The organism is Thermococcus sp. 21S7, assembly GCF_012027615.1.
In the GTDB taxonomy this organism is placed as follows: domain Archaea; phylum Methanobacteriota_B; class Thermococci; order Thermococcales; family Thermococcaceae; genus Thermococcus.
In genome coordinates, this window is sequence record NZ_SNUT01000003.1 from 93,320 (window position 1) to 109,251 (window position 15,932).

A 15,932-nucleotide genomic window follows, 5' to 3' on the forward strand; every position below is an offset into this window, starting at 1 on the left:
TTCTCAAACGGAACGCGTCGAGAAGAAACGCGGTCTGGCGGGCCGGGGGGGATTCGAACCCCCGACCACGGGATTAAGAGTCCCGCGCTCTAACCATGCTGAGCTACCGGCCCTCAACCCGAAACCATAGACGGGAGGTGGCTTTATAAATTTTTTGGTGCCCCCGCGGGACAGGAACAACCCAGCATCTAACAGACTTTCATCGAAAAGCCTTTAAACGTATATCATGATGTGGTGTTGATGATTGGATACGAGCACATAAAGTTAGGCGCCGAGATAGTGTCCTTCCTGTCCCTATCAGGACTCATCTACCTAGCTTTCTCACTCCGGAAATCCCTGGGAGGAATCTTCGACGATAAAATCATCAAGAGGTTTTTTATGGGTGCCTTCGTGTTCTGGAGTGGCTATTTTGTGAACGTTATGAACGATGTTGTTCCCCTGAAAGTCCTGAAGATCCTCGATGATGCCCTGGGTGCACTGGGGATACTCATAATAGCCATTGTATTCCGAAGCTTGAAGGAGGAAATAGAGCTCAAGGTAAAGCCCACGGTTGTACTCAACGGCCAGTCAAGCCTTCCTCCCGGAGCGTACCTCATGAAGCCGATTCCCGCTAAGAAGATTCTCAAAACTCTTGCCGGGAAGAAAGTCATTGCACTCACGAGGTTTCCTCAAAAGTGGAAGCAAGCGGGGGTCCCGTATATCTGGCTCTCCAACGTTGAAGACTCCAAATCCATATCACCAACCCGGCTCGCGGCCATCCTCCACATAATAACCCAGGAGGTCGAATCCGATACATTTGTAATCGTCGAGGGTGTGGAATATCTAATCCTCCAAAACGGTCCCACAGGAGTCCTGAGGTTTCTGCTCTCGCTGAAGGACCATGTACTGAAAAACGGTGGAGGAATAGTCCTGATAGTCGATCCGGAGTCCGTGGACCACTGGGTCTACAAAATTCTGGAGAAGGAATTCAAAGTCCTCCAAGTTTAAGAAACCACAAAATTTATAAAGGGCGATTGGCGGTTATACTTTGGCGGCGCGGGGGTTGCCGAGCCTGGTCAAAGGCGCGGGATTGAGGGTCCCGTCCCGTAGGGGTTCCGGGGTTCAAATCCCCGCCCCCGCACCACAGCAAGCCTTTCTGATTGGCGTATTAGCAGGAGCAAAGTTCTCCGTTTAAATTGCAAGTTTTGCAGTAATCCATCTGAATGCATAAGCTTTAATCAAGCTTTTCCGAGAGTCTGCGGAGTTTCGTAAAGCTGACATTTTCTTTTTCAAGCTTCACCCTTCCGGGAGGGATGAAGTCAGCCGGATGTTTAGAGAGGACGAAGGGTTCCCTGGGTGATGTATCCGCCAAACATATCGATGACATTTCTCTTCACCAAGCCTCGCCCTTCAGGGGATACTGTGTTTGATAAATTAGCCTTCAAACAGGAAAGCAATCTTTTTTTAAAGCCCAAAAGCCATGCCATACTTTGAAATGAAGCGGGCAGTAACGGTAAAACTCCAACCCTCAAAGGAGCAGGAGAAAATCCTTTTTGAGTTAGCCCACGCTACGGCAGTAATCTGGAACAGGCTCAACTACGAGAGGCTTAAACAGTTCAAGGAATTCGGTAAAATAGACTTCTCAACAACTGAAAAAGAGGCATATCACGAGTTCAAAAACTGGATTGGTAGTTCAACAGTCCAGCAGTTGGCCAGAAAGAATGCTGAAAGCTGGAGGAGTTTCTTCTCCCTCAACAAAAAGAAAAAGGGGGGAGAACTCCCCGCATGGTTCAAACCCAAACCACCTAAATTCATCAGGGAAAAGAACGGCAGAAAACTCTTCGTAATCCCCCTCAGGAACGACCAGTATCGGATTAAGGGCTCTGGTGAGAACCCCCCAAACTTCTCCGCCATTGGGTTAGGGGGTTCCTCGTTGGAACCCTCACCCTTCAGGGCGGGAAGGAGGTCAGCCAAAGGCATAATCTTAGTTTAAGATGGAATCAAATTTACGTCCCGGCACACACTAGGACATTCAAGAACACATTAAGTTAACAGATGAACTTAACTTAGGATGAGTAGTGAAACGCTTCCTTTTGCGAAGGCCTTATATCCTCCAACCCGAAAATCTTTCGAGGTGATTCTGATATGGAGGCGAAAGGTGGTTACTGGGGCAAGATTCTGAGGGTCAACCTGACGACCCGCGAGGTCAAGGTGGAGCCCCTGCCGGAGGAGTTTCCAAGGAAGTACCTCGGCGGTGTTGGTTTCGGTACCAGACTTCTCTACGACGAGGTTCCAGCCGGAGCGGACCCCCTCGGACCTGAGAACAAGATGATAATCACTCCCGGCCTGTTCGTTGCCACGGGAATTGGAACCGGTTCAAAGACGGCGTTCAATTTCAAGAGCCCGCTCACCGGCGGTTACGGCCGCTCGATGGCCGGCGCCAAGATGGGTGAGGAGCTCAAGAAGGCCGGCTACGATGTTCTGATAATCGAAGGCCAGAGCGAAGAGCCCGTTATGGTTGTAATCGAGAACGACGAGGTTAAGATAGTCCCAGCCGAGGGATACTGGGGCCTCACCACCGGCGAGGCCAGGAAGAAGGCTAAGGAGGAGTACCCCGGATTCGCTACGGCTTTCATCGGCCCAGCCGGTGAGAACCTCAGCAGGATAGCGACGATAGAGACCGACGATAGGCAGGCCGGCAGGGGCGGCCCCGGAGCCGTCCTCGGAAGCAAGAAGCTCAAGGGAATCCTCGTCAAGGGAACCAAGAAGATACCAATCGCCGAGCCGGAGAAGCTCCGCGAACTGATTAAGGAGTGGGCAAGGGTCTTTAAGGACCACCCGGCCACCAAGGCGGACATGGACTACGGAAGCGGCGAGTTCCTCGACTGGATGAACCGCGAGCGCGGTACCTTCCCAGTCAGGAACTGGCAGATGGGCTTCTTCAAGAAGGCCTACGAGAAGGCCAAGGAGGAGGGCAGGGAGCACATCGGAATCGACCCGTACTTCTGGGCGCCGAAGTACCGTGCGGGAAGGAAGCCGTGCCCGATGTGCAACAAGCCGTGCAGCCAGTACATAAAAATCGAGAGCGAACGCTGGGGCACCTTCATGACCGACGGTCCTGAGTACGAGACCCTCTACTCATTCGGCGGCGTGCTTGAGCTCGACGACTTTGAAACCGTTGCGTACCTCAACTACCTCGCCGATGAGCTCGGCCTCGACACCATCTCCGCCGGTGTTACCATCGCTTGGGCGATGGAGGCTTACGAGAGGGGCCTTCTCACCAAGGAGGAGGCGGACGGCCTTGAGCTGACCTTCGGCAATGGAGAAGCAGCGGTCGAGGCCCTCAAGAAGATGGCCCACCGCGAGGGCAACCTCGGAAAGCTCCTCGCCGACGGTGTCAAGAGGGCCAGCGAGAGGCTTGGAAAGGACAGCTGGAAGTTCGCCATGCACGTTAAGGGGATGGAGCCGCCGGCCTACGACGTCCGCGGCATAAAGGGAATGGCGCTCGCCTTCGCCGTGAACGTCCGCGGTGCCGACCACCTCACCAGCGGCGCCTACGGAACCGAGCTGGTCGGCAGGTGGTGGAAGTTCGACGGCGTCGACAGGACTAGGGGCGAGAATAAGGGATTCGAGATAGCCTTCCACGAGAACCTCATGGCGGTCTACGACGCCACCGGCGTCTGTAAGTTCTCAAGGCACATGTACTTCCTCGAAGGCTTCCCGCCGCTCGTCGAAGCCGTCACAGGCATGAATGTAGGCGAGGCCGAGCTGATGGTCATCGGCGAGAGGATAATGAACATCGCCAGGGCCTTCAACGCCCGCGAGGGCTTCAGCAGAAAGGACGACACCCTGCCGTACAGGGTCATGTGGGAGCCGATTCCGGAGGGCGTCAGCAAGGGCCTCCACGTCCCGCCGTGGGAGCTCGACAGAATGCTCGACGAGTACTACCAGGCCCGCGGCTGGAGCAGGGACGGAATCCCGACCAAGGCCAAGCTCATGGCCCTCGACCTCCCGGACATCGCGGAGGACATCGGGGCTGGAGTTTGAAGGTTTTCTCTCCCTCTTCTTATTCCCTCCGGTGGGCAACATGGACGAGAAGCTCAAGGCCTGCAAGAACTGCCGCTGGTTCGGGCCGATTGACTCCTACTTTCTGACCTACGGGATGTGCAGGAAGCAGGTGAAGACCGTCCACATGAACTTCATCTGCGACGATTGGGAGCCACTATGGGGTGAGCGCTAAGGCGTCCATCCAGTCAAAGACCCTCGCGTTCTCGGGCTCCCTCGGGAGGACGCTCTTGTCCGGGACGATGAGGAGGTTAACCTCAGCCCCCGCGCTCTCAAACTTGTTTTCGGCCTTTCTAATGTCCCACTCCCTGAGCTTCTCCTTCCACTTGACCTCGGCGACCAGATAGAACCTCCTGTTCTTCACGAGGGCAACGTCAAGCTCAAGCTCCGGCTTCTCAATCCTGACAGGCTGAAGGCCGTAGTGCTGGGCGAGGAGCCGTTCAAAGAACACCTCAACGTAGCGGGGCAGTGTTTCCTCCAGCAATCTGCGGACGGTTTTCTGTGGAAGACCCGTCTCGAAGAAACCGTATTTTGCGTTCAGGTAGTACGCGAAGTCCACGAGGGGTGATACGTGGCGGTAGCGGTAGACCTTCCGCCTCTTTCCGGAAACCGGGAGTCTCTCAAGCAACCCCATTCCCACGAGGGTTTCAAGGTATGGCGCAACGGCCCCGGGGAAAGCGTTCTCCATCAAACCCCTGGAGGATAGCTCACCCGCGATTTCCCCGGTGCTTACCTTCCCATCAGCAACGGCCTCAAGAATCGCCCAGTACCTCTTGGTAAGCTCGCGCTCCTCCTCGGTAAATATCTCACCCACGAGGCCGGGGACGTAGTCCTTGAGAACAGTGCCGATGACATCAAAGGTTTCAACGCCGTAGGATTCCACCGTCGGCGCAAGCCACGGTTCCTGAACGAGAACGGCGAGTTCGACAAGGGATTTGCCTTCAAAACCAAGGGAGCGAACGAAGCTCAGGGCGTCCGAGGGCCTGACAAGACCAACCTCATGGGCGTGGAAGAGGCCCAGCAGCGGACTGCTCTCCCCGAGGAACCTCTTGAAGTAGTGTCTCGTCGAGGTTATGAGGGTGAGCTCACCCTTTCCCGACAGGCCCTGAAGAAGCGAGAAGAACGGCTCCCCAAGGCGGTGAAACTCGTCGATGACTATCCGGCCGGTTTGGAGAAGGAGCGGGAGAAACTTCATGAATTCGTTAAGGGTCATTCTCTCCCCGTTCCCCACGTCAATGAGCTCCGAGCCCCTCGTAACGATGAAATACCTCGCGTACTTACTCTTCTCGCGGACGTAGAACGTCTTTCCAGTCTTCCTGCGCCCGTAGAGGAGCAACCACTTCGCTTTGAGGGCAACGTCTAGTTCGGGCCTTTCTATAATGGCCATTAGTATAACCACCATTATACTAATTCTGATTATTCTTAAAAGCCTAACGCTTGAACACCCTCACGTCAACGACGACGTGCCAGACCCCGGGGGCGTAGCGCTTGATGACCAGCTCGTTGAGCTTCTCGGCCTCGTAGCCGTGCTCCCTTGCGATTCTCTGAAACGTTTTGAAGGGTTCTTCCGGCATCAGCCTCTCGGGCACGGTGTTGTGGTAGTGGATTACCGCCTCATCCTTCGCTATGCTCAGCGCCTTTGGTATGAACTCGTGGGTCGTTACGACGTAGCCCATCAGAACGCGGTCGGCTATGTTCTCCCCGGGGAAATCCCGGTTGTCGATGTTGTAAGCCGTCATCCTGTCCTGAACCCTGTTCAGCTCGATGTTTTCGACGAGGAACTGGAATGTGTACGGGCTCTTTTCTATCGCAATGACCCTAGCCTTTCCGTGGACGGCCATGGGGAGGCTGAGGTGCCCGATTCCAGCGAACATGTCCACGACCAGCTCGCCTGGTTTGGCGACCTTCGCCATTCTAACGCGCTCCTTAACGTTCGCAGGGGAGAACATTACCTTTGCCGCGTCCAGCTTGTACCTTATCCCGTTCTCAACGTGAACCGTCACCGTGTCGCCTCCGTAGAGAACCTCGTAGTTCGTCTCGCGGAACTCGCCGCCTATGCGGCCCTTTCTCAGGACCGTCTTGACGCCTAGAACTTCCGCGTAGACCTCGGCTATTCTGCCCTTGTAGGGTTCAAGTTCGGGCCTGAGCGGCAGAATCAGGACGTCGCCTATCCGAACCCAGTGCTTTGGGAGAATTCCAACTAGCTCCCCCGGAAGATCCTTCGAGAGTATCTCCCTGATGCGCGGCTTTATCAGTTGCGTCCTCCCCATCGGCCTTACTCGACCCGGAAACTTTAAAAAGCCTTCTCCCGTCATTTCGGCAAAAAGCGATGAGAAAGCCTTAAAAACCTGGAGAACGAATTTAAAGCGAGAAATCCTCCGGAGGTCGATGAGGAGTATGGATGATGAGCCCTCAAGTAGTTGGTTTTCCCGTCTGTTTAAGCCACGTGAAAAACCCGCCCTTCTTGAGCAGAAACTGAGTCGGGAGGCGTACGAGGACTACAGGCAGCTTTTGATGAAAGCCCGCCCAGAGGTGAACGGCTCGAAGCTCACCCTCAGGCTCTCGAACGGAACCGTCGAGCTTGAGGACGGAGTCCTGCGCGTCAGGGCGAAGAACAGGAAAGCCGCGGAGAAAATACTCCGCAATCTGCATCACTACGAGCAACCGCCGAGCCTCTGGCCCGCGTACGGCCTCAGCTACTCGCTCAAGAGGAAGAAGGGCACCATACTCTGATTTTATTTCCTCCATTCCGGTCTTCTTTCCCAAAGATTTAAATGGTGGGTCAGGCTTAACTCTCCAAGCGGATGACGACCCTTGCCCAGTCTGATGGGTGATGACGTCGGTATTAGCTGACGCAGGGGCGGCGAGGTTCGCGGGCCGATGACCCGCCCCGTCTCTGGAGGGAAAACAATGAGCAACAACGGTCACGGCGAGGATGGGGAACTCATAGAGTTTTACGCTAGCGAGGCCCTAACCTGTCCCAGGAGGATATACTTCCGGCTCAAGGGCTATCCCGAGAGATGGCCCGAGTTCGTTAAGGTGAGGCTCAACCAGGGGATAAACACCCACAACGTCCTCGGCGAGATTCTGCAGAAACGCTTCGGCTTTGAGCTTGAGAAGCGCATGATTCTGCGCTCCCCCCGCCTGGGCTTCGAGATACACGGGAGGGTGGATGCCATACGGGACTTCCCCATCGAAATCAAGGGGAAGACGAGCCTCCCGCGGAACCCCTACGACTACCACCTGGCACAGCTCAACGTGTACCTCCGCTGGGCAGAGGCGGAGTACGGCTATCTCTACTACATCAAGCTCCACGAGGAGCCGATGAGGGTCATCAGCAAAATAGACTTCTCCCGCTTCCCCATAGTTAAGGGGCCGAACTTCAAGGCTTTTGAGGTTCCCTACGACGGCAAGCTCTTCCGAGAGACGCTGAGGCACTTCTACTCCGTTAAGCGTGCGTACGAGAAAGGAAAGCCGCCGAAAGGCTGGAACGACTTCACCTGCAGGTTCTGCCCCTACCGCTACCTGTGTTATCCCGACGAGGAGTGAAGTGTTTGGTGTTGTTAACCACAAACTCTTGGGAAAAGTTTGTGGTTGCTAATCACAAAGTTTTAATCTTTGCTGTTGGCAACCACAAAGCTGCCACCCCTCACGACCCACTTAAGTCCGTTATCGACCACGGGCTCAATGAGTTCACGGTTGTACAGCGTCGCTATGAACGCCCTGACTGGCACGAGGTTGAGGGCGAGTTTTTGAGGTGTCACCTCGACCCCGCAATGCCCCATGATTTTGAAGGCCAGCTCGTCGATGCTCATTGGGTTTTTGAGGAGTTCTAGGATGAGGTTTTCTGTCTCCTCCACCCGTCTGAGATTGAAGTCGAGCAGTTCGAGTGCCTCTTCGCCCTTCACGGCCTTCCCGTGGGAGGGTATGAGCAGGAAGTCTTTCTCTGCATAATTCTGCAATTCTTTAATTGAAGCTTTAAATAGGTCTGGGTCGACCAGGTACGGCAGTCCCACCGCCTCTATTACCCTCTCGCCGAAGAACGCATCCCCTGCGTAGATGAGGCCGTTCTCCTCGTCCAGAAAGCCCGTCATTCCCGGTGAATGGCCGTTCAGCTTAACGGCCCTCAGGCCGAAGGGTTCGTCGCCCCACTCGAAGACGGCGTGGACTTTGACCTCCTCCTGAAACTGGAAGACGAGGAACCCCTCCGGTGCCTTCGAGCCGAAGGTGAGGAGTTCCCTGCTGAGCGGGCCCTCGGCAACTGAGAACTCGAACCGGTGCATGAAGAGGGGTGCGTCTATCCTGGGTGCCACCGCGATGTGGTCCGCGTGACCGTGCGTTGCAAGCTGGGCGTTTATTTCAAGCCCGAGCTTTCTGGCTTCCCTCCTGAGGTCCTTGTGCCTCCCGCTCCCGTGGCCGGGGTCAACGATGACCGCGCCCCCTTCGACCGCTCTGATGAGGGTCGAGGGGCTTCCAGGGTAGAGGTATGCAGAATCGCCGAGTTTTCTTAACGCCATGATACCACCGTAGGGATTAGGTGGAGGAAGATAAAAGGGCATCGGCCACAATCCATCGCCGTGAGCGGCTGGGTTCTCAAAAGAAAAATGTCGGCACAAGGAAAAGAAGGGGAAATCAGACGTGCCTCGGGTAGAGGGTCTTCTTGCCCTCGTCCTTGGCCCTCTTGACGGCTTTCTCGATGAGAGCCTTGAGCTCGGCCTCAAGGGCCTCGTAGAACTCCGGGTTAACCCTCATCTCGGGGTCCACGGCCTTGACGGCCTCCTTAACCTTGGACTTAACTATCATCTCAGCCATTTTCCACACACCTCCATCTCAGGCACCGCCCCAGGCGGTTGCCATTTATTTTACCCCTCCCGGGTTTATAACCCTTCCTGCGGCCCCTTCGGCGGTGTACGTCCCTGCGCCTAATTCAGGGGTGCCCATTCCGAAGTCCCGGCAAAAGGTTAAATCCTCCAAGTGTTAGATGTTAACGGTGGTGTTATGGGAAAGGGAAGGCTCGTTCTGATTGACGGCGAGCATTACCCCGACGTTACCGCCTGGGCGGTGAGAAAGCTGGGTGATGTCTGCTGTGCGGTTTTTCTCGGCGGGAGCGAGAAGATTGGCGACGTTGGCGAGCTGGAGCGGAAGCTCGGCGTTGCCGTGTACCTCGACGGCGATTACCTCTCATCCCTTAGAAGGGCCCTCGCTGAGAACGAGATAACCGAGGTCGTTGATTTAAGCGATGAGCCGGTGCTCGATTACGAGGACAGATTCAGGATCGCCTCGCTGTGCATGCTCCACGGCGTTCCCTACAGGGGGGCGGATTTCCGCTTCACACCGCGCCGGCTCAAGAGAACGAGGAAGCCCAGTCTGGCGGTCATAGGCACGGGGAAGAGGGTCGGAAAAACGGCCGTGAGCGGATTCATAGCGCGAACCCTCAAGGAGATAGCGAGGCCGGTGATAGTGACGATGGGACGCGGGGGTCCGGCAGAGCCGGAGCTGATAGACGGAGAGAAGTTTGAGATAACGCCCGAGTTCCTTCTCAGGCTCGCCGAAAGCGGGAAGCACGCCGCATCTGATCACTTCGAGGATGCACTCACCTCGCGCGTGACAACCATAGGCTGCCGCCGCTGCGGGGGAGGCATGGCGGGCTTTTCTTTCTTCGACGTGATAGACGAGGGGATACGGCTCGCCGAGAGCCTTCCCAACGACCTCATCATCCTTGAGGGCAGTGGGGCGACCTTTCCAGCATACCGCGCCGATGGATACATCTTGATAACCAGCGCGAAGGGAAAGCTGGACTTTATACGGGGCTACTTCGGCCCCTTCAGGGTGAGCCTCGCGGACATAGTCGTCGTTACAATGGCCGACTCCGCGAGCGAGGGACATCTAAGGGCGCTGGAGAAGGCGGTGAGGTCAATCAATCCCGACGCGGACGTCCATTTCACCACCCTGAGGTCAAGGCCCCTCGGGGACGTTTCGGGAAAGAGGCTCGGCCTCGTCATGACCTCCGGCGATGCCCTTCCGAGGGCCGGCGAATGGCTCGAAAAGCTCGGTGCGGAGGTGGTGTGCGCCTCGGCCAACCTCTCCAAGAGGGGCCCTCTCATGCGTGATCTGGAAGCCTTCAGCGGGATAGACGCGGTTGCGGTTGAACTCAAGGCTGCCGCCGTTGACGTCGTCACCAGATGGGCGCTGGAGAGGGGGATAGAGGTCATCTATCTGGACAACGAGCCGGTCAACGTGGACGGCAAAGACCTGAGGGAGGCGGTTCTGGCGCTGGGACGTTCGATTCTGGGGGGAGGGCGATGATAATCGTCACCGACCCCGAGAGAAAGATACGCCTGCCATTTTCGCGGGGCATTCTGACGCGCTCCATAACCCTCGCAGGCGTTGAGGTTGGTGTGGCATACATCATCGCGACGGAGGTTCAGAAGGAGCTCAGCGAGGAGAGACGCAAGCTGGTAACCACGGAGGAGATAAGGGCGCTGACGTACAGAAAGCTCATCGATCACGGGCTGAGTAAGGCCGCGAAGCGCTACCTCTTCTGGCGCCAGCTTCGGAGGCTCAAGATACCCATAACCATGCTCCTGGGGGGTGCAACCGGCGTCGGCAAGTCCACGATAGCGACCGAGCTGGCCTTCCGCCTCGGCATAAGGAGCGTTATTGGAACGGATACGATAAGGGAGGTTATGAGGAAGATAATCGCGCCGGAACTCCTTCCGGACATACACACCTCCTCCTTCCTGGCATGGAAGGCGGTGCCGCAGGGCAGGGGAGAGTCCCCCCTCATAAAGGGCTTCAAAAATCAGGTCGAGCACGTCTCGGTTGGCGTTGCGGCCGTTCTCGACAGGGCCTACAAGGAGGGCTTCAACGCAATAATCGAGGGCATTCACCTCGTCCCCGGCTACGTGGAGCTCAAGGAGAACAGCTTCATGTACGTGATAACCGTGGGCGGGAGGAAAGACCTGGAGGCCAGGTTCTACGAGAGGGCGCGGTACAGCAAGAGGCCGGCCGACTACTACCTGGAGCACCTCGACGCGATAATCGAGATACAGGAGTTCATCGTTGAGAGGGCCAGGGAACATGGAATCCCGGTCATAAACAACGTCGAGCTTGAGAAAACGGTCAACGCAATAATGGAGGACATAATGGAGAGGCTCATGGAGAGGGTTGAGGAGAGGATGAGGGGCTGAACGGGGCCTTTATTTTCCATATCCCGACGAGCCTTCCGCTCCCCCACGTCGCCTGAACCTCGAAGACGACCACCATGTCCCGGTAGACGTCTATCACGTTGAAGCTGTTCCCGTAGGGGTTTCTGTGGAGCTCCCAGCTTATGGAGCCCGCGTTAACGATGGGCGTTTTCTCAACCTTGATTCCAAACGAGTTGCCCCCGTGACCGGTCAGGACGAGGTTTGCCTCCCGTCCGGTGATGACGCGGAGAACGTCGCCCGCGTCCTCCAGGAAACCGACCTCCCTGCTCCTGGGTATGGGAACCACGTTGTGGTGCATGACGACGACCGTGAAGTTCTCGCGGTACTCCCCGAGGTGCTCCGCAAGGTTTCTCTGGCCTATCCTTCCCACGACGCCTATCGGCGTCTCGTACTGGGCGCTTATGACCGGGATGAACGTGAAGCGTCCCAGCTCCTTTATCTCGGGCTCACCGAAGTATTCCATGAAGAGGTCGTAGCCGAGGTAGGTTATGTCGTTGTGGCCCGGAACGACGAGCTTTTCGGCCTTTATTCTCTCATAGAACTCGTAGGCCTTCTCGTAGTAGCGCTCTATGCCCATGTCGACGACGTCGCCGCAGTGAACCACTATGTCCGGCCTGAGCTTCTCGTTTATCGTCCTGATGGCGTTCTCCAGAACCTTCCTCCTGAAGTACATCCTGTCCGAGACGTTGCTCTCGCTCACCTGAACTATTCTGAGGAGCCTCCTGCCGCGGGGAACGAAAAGCTTTGGCCTCACGGGCCTATGCTCCTTGATTATCTGCTCCCCCGTAACGCGCTTTATCCTCACCTCTATTCTCCCATCATCGCGGAGAGTTATAACGTTGTAGCTGTTGACGTCGCCCTTGCGCGTTTTCCTGCACGAGGTACAGCCGGCGTTGTCCACCACCATATCCTCGATGCGGTAGACGTTGGGCACGTGCTTGTGGCCGCAGGTGTAGAGGCTGACCCCGTGCCTGAGAAGCAGGTCGAGAACGTCGCCGGCGTTGAAGAGCACGTTCCTTTCCCTCCCGGTGTCCGGGAGCGGCACGAGGTGGTGGTGGGCGGCGACTATCTTAAACTTCCTGTCCGAGTACTCCTCCAGTTTTTTCTTGAGCCATCTGAACTTGTGACCGCCAACGCGACCGTCGCTCAGGTCAGGAATCGTGGAGTCCACCCATACCACGACGCCGTCCTTGAACTCAAAGACGCCGTTCAGCGATCCGATGAACCTCTCAAAGAGCGTGTATCCAACGTTCCTGACGTCGTGGTTGCCGGGAATAACAACCAGCGGCTTCTGAATTTTTCTGAGTTCGTAGGCGGCCCTCTCGTACTCCTCGCGGAGACCGTTGTTCGTCACGTCGCCGGTGTGGATGACGAAGTCGAAATCTCCCCGGTTTATTTCGTTGACTATGAGGTCGTAGGCGTACCCCTTGTAGGCGCTCTCACCCGTTATGTGGGTGTCGCTTATGTGGGCTATCCTTATCATGGCCATCACTCTGCCGCTATGGCCGTTTCAAGCCTCCTCCTGCTTGCCGTTAGGAGGTCGCTCAGGCTGAATATCCCGACTATCTCGCCGTCCTCCTCGATGAGCATGTGTTTGATGCCCTTCTTTGCCATCAGGTCCAGGACTTCCCTGAGGGGGGTATTTGAGTCGACCGTTATCAGCGCCCCGCTCATTATCTTCCTCACGGGAGTCGTGTTCGGAAGTCCGGGAATGACGACGCGCCTTATTATGTCGCTCTTTGTGAAGAAGCCGACGACCCTGCCCTTCTCAACGACGACAAGAGATCCGATGTCAAACTCCACCATGACCTCACAGGCCCGCTGTATGGTATCGTCCGGCTCAACGCCGATGAGCTTTCTGGTCATGTAAACCTTAATCGGGGCGTTCGTGTCCATCCCACCACCCAAAATAAAAATATGAAGGCATCATATATTAACGTTTCACAGGTGAACCGTCTCGACTTCAAAGGCATCCCCACGGATGCGCACACAGAACGCGGTTTCGTTCGGTGCCACCTCGTATTCCTCCGGATGGTAGAGCTCCAGGGTTGATGAAACAACCGCGAAGAGTTTTTCCTTCTTCAAAACCAGGAGCTTGCCGTAGTCGTAGTTCAGGGGATTCTCCATGTATTCGTCGCTCATCCTCGCTGTGATGAAGGCCATGAAATCTCCCGCAGACCTGTGGAAGAGGGTCACCGTGTTGAAGAGGGACTTCGTGGTCTCTTCGATGGTTCTGTAGTGGACGAGCAGGTTGCTGAGGCTCGGGTTCTGAAGCTTTCTGCACAGGTAGGTTGCGAAGGCGTAGGTGTCGGATGCGTTTTCCAGCTCCTTCCCGTCCAGGTCCGCCAGTCCTATGATTCTGGACTTGTCGAGGTCGCCGTTGTGCATGATCCAGAAGGTAAAGCCGTGCCTTGAGGAGAAGGCGAAGGGCTGGACATTGAACAGGCTCTTGATGCCCTGGGATGCCGCCCTGGCGTGCACCATGAGCGTTACGAAGCCCTCCAGCTCATTCCTGAGCGACTCCACCGCCTCGGTGTCCCCAAAGACTGGCTTCATTGACCTGTAGTGTCTCACGCTTCCGTCCTTGAGCAGCACGTAGCCCCAGCCGTCGCGATGTTGCCTGCCCTTCCCGCGCTTTTCCTTGTAAGGATCGTTTTCGGACGCCTTGACCAACGCATCCAAGAGGGGGGCGACGTCCTTGCCCTCCCCGGTTGCAAAGAGTATCCGGCACATGTTCTCCACCGGGCGATACTACTCGACCAACCCCAAAAGCTTTTAGGTTGCCTGGGGCAGAACCTACGTGCTGGGGGTATGGGCATGGACGAACTCAGGGAAGCGGTGGTCAACGTTCTCAGGAAGGTGCGCGCTCACAGGGACCTCTACACCAAGAACGAGGAGGCGGTGAAGCAGCATCTCATCGGTGAGATATTTCAAGCCCTCGGCTGGGACTGGAACAACCCGGAAGAGGTTCGACCGGAGGCCAGAACCGAGGACGGCAGGGCGGACTACGCCCTCATGCTGAATGGGAAGGTCTTCGCCTACGTCGAGGCAAAGAACATGGGCGTGAACATCCTGAAAAGGGACGAGCCGCTTCGCCAGCTGGCCCGGTACTGCTTCAACTCCGGCGTGAGATACGGAATTCTCACGAACGGCACCGTTTGGATAGCGGTCAAGGCCTTTGAGGAAGGCTCCCGCCTCTGGGACAGGGTTTTAATGACCGCCAACATCGAGGAGGATTCCCTTGAGCGGGTCGTTATTAAGCTCTCCCTGCTCGCCAAGTCGAGGATAAATGACATTGAGAGGCTCGCCTCCCTGCTTAAGGCGCTGGAGCTGAGCTTTGAGAGGCTGAAGAGGGAGGGCTATTCGGAAAAAACTCTCATCGAGTATCTGACTTCCCGCGAGGGTTCCACGACGCTCCCCGTTGCCGAACTCCGCGGAGACGAAACACCCCGGGCAGTCTACGTCTACGAGGACGGGTGGAAGCTCCTGCCCCTGCCGGAGAAGAGCATCAAGGGCGTTCTCCTCGCGGTTCTGCTGTACATGGAGAAGGCATCGTCCGGCTATCAGAGGGATGAGATAAGAAAAGCCTACGAGCACCTCAGAACCGTTCGGCTCGATCCTAAGACGGCCCTTGAGATACTCCGGAAGCTTGAGGAAGAGGAAAGGCTGAGAATAGCCGTGGAGCTTTAGACAACCTTCCAGAGCTCGTCGCTCGCTGGCCGCTCCAGCGGCATCTCCTTTCCATCCTCGACGATTACCTTCACGCCCAGGTCTTCCACGAACTCGCCTATGACCGAGGCGTTTATGCCCTTCCTTCTCAGGGCTTCAACGATCCCCCCAACCCGCTCCCTGGGGGCGGCTATCATCAGCGTCCCGGAGCTTATCAGCGCCAGCGGATCCAGGCCGTAGAACCGGCATATCTTAAGCGTCTCTTCCCTCACCGGGATTCTCTCCCTGTAAACGCGGAAGCCCAAACCTGCCGCGTCCGCCATCTCGTGGAGGCCGTTGGCTATGCCCCCCTCCGTTGGGTCGTGCATGGCGTGGACGCCGACCTCGTTGGCGGTGAGGGCATCCTCCACGACGCTTATCATCTCGATGAATGACCTGGCTTTTTCCACGAACTCCCTTCCGAAGGCCTTCTCCAGCTCCCCGCTCCTCTCGCCCGCTATTATTGACGTCCCCTCAAGGCCGGCCCACTTGGTGACGATAACCGCATCCCCCGGCCTGGCCCCGTTGGAGGTTACGAGCTTCTCCCGCTCAACCTCACCGAGCATCGTCCCGACGACTATGGGCTTCTCCAGTCCGGGGGTCACCTCGGTGTGGCCGCCGACTATGGCAACCCCAAGCTTTGATGCGCTCTCGTGGAGCTCGCGCATTATCCCCGTGAGAAGGCTTTCATCGGCTCTCTCCGGGAGGAGTATGCTCACCAGAAACCACTTCGGCCTTGCGCCAAAGGTTGCAACGTCGTTGGCGTTGACATGAACCGCGTAGAAGCCTATCCCCTTTTCGGCCCCGGTTATCGGGTCAGTCGATGCCACGAGAACGGAAGAACCAAAATCGATTGCCGCGGCGTCTATGCCGAGGTCCGCACCGATTATAACCCGCTCTCCCCTAGCCCCGAGGTGGTTAAAGACCAGCTCTCTGAGCTTTTCCGGAGGGATTTTGCCTGGAGGCAGCATT

General features: G+C 56.6%; 16 protein-coding genes, 2 tRNA genes and 1 pseudogene. 10 read left to right on the forward strand and 9 right to left on the reverse strand.

What is annotated here, in order from left to right; genetic code table 11:
• Positions 1–35 precede the first annotated feature (35 nt).
• Positions 36–113 (reverse strand) — tRNA-Lys (locus E3E51_RS06165).
• Positions 114–240: 127 nt separating this feature from the next.
• Between E3E51_RS06165 and E3E51_RS06170 the strand changes: the two genes are divergently transcribed.
• The 5 genes and pseudogenes from E3E51_RS06170 (at position 241) to E3E51_RS06190 (ending at position 4,219) form a co-directional block, all read left to right on the forward strand.
• The gene (locus E3E51_RS06170; RefSeq protein ID WP_167912262.1) at positions 241–987 is read left to right on the forward strand and encodes a DUF835 domain-containing protein; all 747 of its coding nucleotides are present in this window, start codon (positions 241–243) and stop codon (positions 985–987) included.
• A gap of 48 nt (positions 988–1,035) precedes the next feature.
• Positions 1,036–1,123, forward strand: a tRNA-Leu gene (locus tag E3E51_RS06175).
• A gap of 351 nt (positions 1,124–1,474) precedes the next feature.
• Positions 1,475–1,864, forward strand: a pseudogene (locus E3E51_RS06180) (helix-turn-helix domain-containing protein); the annotation flags it as partial.
• Between the two features lie 260 nt (positions 1,865–2,124).
• On the forward strand, positions 2,125–4,026 hold the full coding sequence (locus tag E3E51_RS06185) for an aldehyde ferredoxin oxidoreductase family protein (RefSeq protein ID WP_167912263.1): 1,902 nt from the start codon (positions 2,125–2,127) through the stop codon (positions 4,024–4,026).
• A 40-nt stretch (positions 4,027–4,066) separates the two neighbouring features.
• Entirely contained in the window at positions 4,067–4,219 is a 153-nt protein-coding gene (locus E3E51_RS06190) for a hypothetical protein (protein WP_167912264.1), read from the forward strand.
• Here the strand turns inward: E3E51_RS06190 and E3E51_RS06195 are convergent.
• Positions 4,202–5,446: an ATP-binding protein gene (locus E3E51_RS06195; RefSeq protein WP_240924268.1), complete on the reverse strand. Its 1,245-nt coding sequence runs from the start codon at positions 5,444–5,446 to the stop codon at positions 4,202–4,204. The two genes, E3E51_RS06190 and E3E51_RS06195, sit on opposite strands and share 18 nt — an antisense overlap.
• A 28-nt stretch (positions 5,447–5,474) precedes the next feature.
• The gene (locus E3E51_RS06200; protein ID WP_167912265.1) at positions 5,475–6,314 is read right to left on the reverse strand and encodes a class I SAM-dependent methyltransferase family protein; all 840 of its coding nucleotides are present in this window, start codon (positions 6,312–6,314) and stop codon (positions 5,475–5,477) included.
• 127 nt (positions 6,315–6,441) lie between these two features.
• Here E3E51_RS06200 and E3E51_RS06205 point away from each other — a divergent pair, with 127 nt between their 5' ends.
• Complete coding sequence (locus tag E3E51_RS06205; RefSeq protein ID WP_167912424.1) at positions 6,442–6,777, forward strand: hypothetical protein; 336 nt, start codon at positions 6,442–6,444, stop codon at positions 6,775–6,777.
• Between the two features lie 177 nt (positions 6,778–6,954).
• Positions 6,955–7,593: a CRISPR-associated protein Cas4 gene (gene cas4 / locus E3E51_RS06210; protein WP_167912266.1), complete on the forward strand. Its 639-nt coding sequence runs from the start codon at positions 6,955–6,957 to the stop codon at positions 7,591–7,593.
• Positions 7,594–7,655: 62 nt separating this feature from the next.
• Here cas4 and E3E51_RS06215 read toward each other — a convergent pair whose 3' ends face one another.
• Complete coding sequence (locus tag E3E51_RS06215) at positions 7,656–8,561, reverse strand: MBL fold metallo-hydrolase (RefSeq protein WP_167912267.1); 906 nt, start codon at positions 8,559–8,561, stop codon at positions 7,656–7,658.
• A 115-nt stretch (positions 8,562–8,676) separates the two neighbouring features.
• Entirely contained in the window at positions 8,677–8,856 is a 180-nt protein-coding gene (locus E3E51_RS06220) for a hypothetical protein (RefSeq protein ID WP_167912268.1), read from the reverse strand.
• A 186-nt stretch (positions 8,857–9,042) separates the two neighbouring features.
• Between E3E51_RS06220 and E3E51_RS06225 the strand changes: the two genes are divergently transcribed.
• Together E3E51_RS06225 and E3E51_RS06230 are read left to right on the forward strand one after the other, a co-directional pair.
• Entirely contained in the window at positions 9,043–10,350 is a 1,308-nt protein-coding gene (locus tag E3E51_RS06225; RefSeq protein WP_167912269.1) for a 2,3-diphosphoglycerate synthetase, read from the forward strand.
• Complete coding sequence (locus tag E3E51_RS06230; protein ID WP_167912270.1) at positions 10,347–11,234, forward strand: 2-phosphoglycerate kinase; 888 nt, start codon at positions 10,347–10,349, stop codon at positions 11,232–11,234. The genes E3E51_RS06225 and E3E51_RS06230 overlap by 4 nt, the downstream gene beginning before the upstream one ends.
• Here the strand turns inward: E3E51_RS06230 and E3E51_RS06235 are convergent.
• Genes E3E51_RS06235 through E3E51_RS06245 form a run of 3 tightly spaced genes read right to left on the reverse strand, consistent with a single transcriptional unit; the run spans position 11,200 to position 13,985 of the window.
• Positions 11,200–12,735, reverse strand: coding sequence for a metallophosphoesterase (locus E3E51_RS06235; RefSeq protein ID WP_206204515.1), 1,536 nt, complete (start codon positions 12,733–12,735; stop codon positions 11,200–11,202). The genes E3E51_RS06230 and E3E51_RS06235 overlap by 35 nt on opposite strands.
• A gap of 5 nt (positions 12,736–12,740) precedes the next feature.
• Entirely contained in the window at positions 12,741–13,148 is a 408-nt protein-coding gene (locus E3E51_RS06240; protein WP_167912271.1) for a CBS domain-containing protein, read from the reverse strand.
• Positions 13,149–13,193: 45 nt separating this feature from the next.
• Positions 13,194–13,985: a class II glutamine amidotransferase gene (locus E3E51_RS06245; protein WP_167912426.1), complete on the reverse strand. Its 792-nt coding sequence runs from the start codon at positions 13,983–13,985 to the stop codon at positions 13,194–13,196.
• Positions 13,986–14,069: 84 nt separating this feature from the next.
• Here E3E51_RS06245 and E3E51_RS06250 point away from each other — a divergent pair, with 84 nt between their 5' ends.
• A complete protein-coding gene (locus E3E51_RS06250; protein WP_167912272.1) occupies positions 14,070–14,942 on the forward strand; it encodes a type I restriction endonuclease in 873 nt (290 codons plus the stop codon).
• On the opposite strand, the gene E3E51_RS06255 is transcribed toward E3E51_RS06250, so the two are convergent.
• Positions 14,939–15,931 carry an AIR synthase family protein gene (locus tag E3E51_RS06255; RefSeq protein WP_167912273.1) on the reverse strand — a complete coding sequence of 331 codons (993 nt, stop codon included), beginning with the start codon at positions 15,929–15,931 and terminating at the stop codon, positions 14,939–14,941. The genes E3E51_RS06250 and E3E51_RS06255 overlap by 4 nt on opposite strands.
• Between the last annotated feature and the right edge of the window lies 1 nt (position 15,932).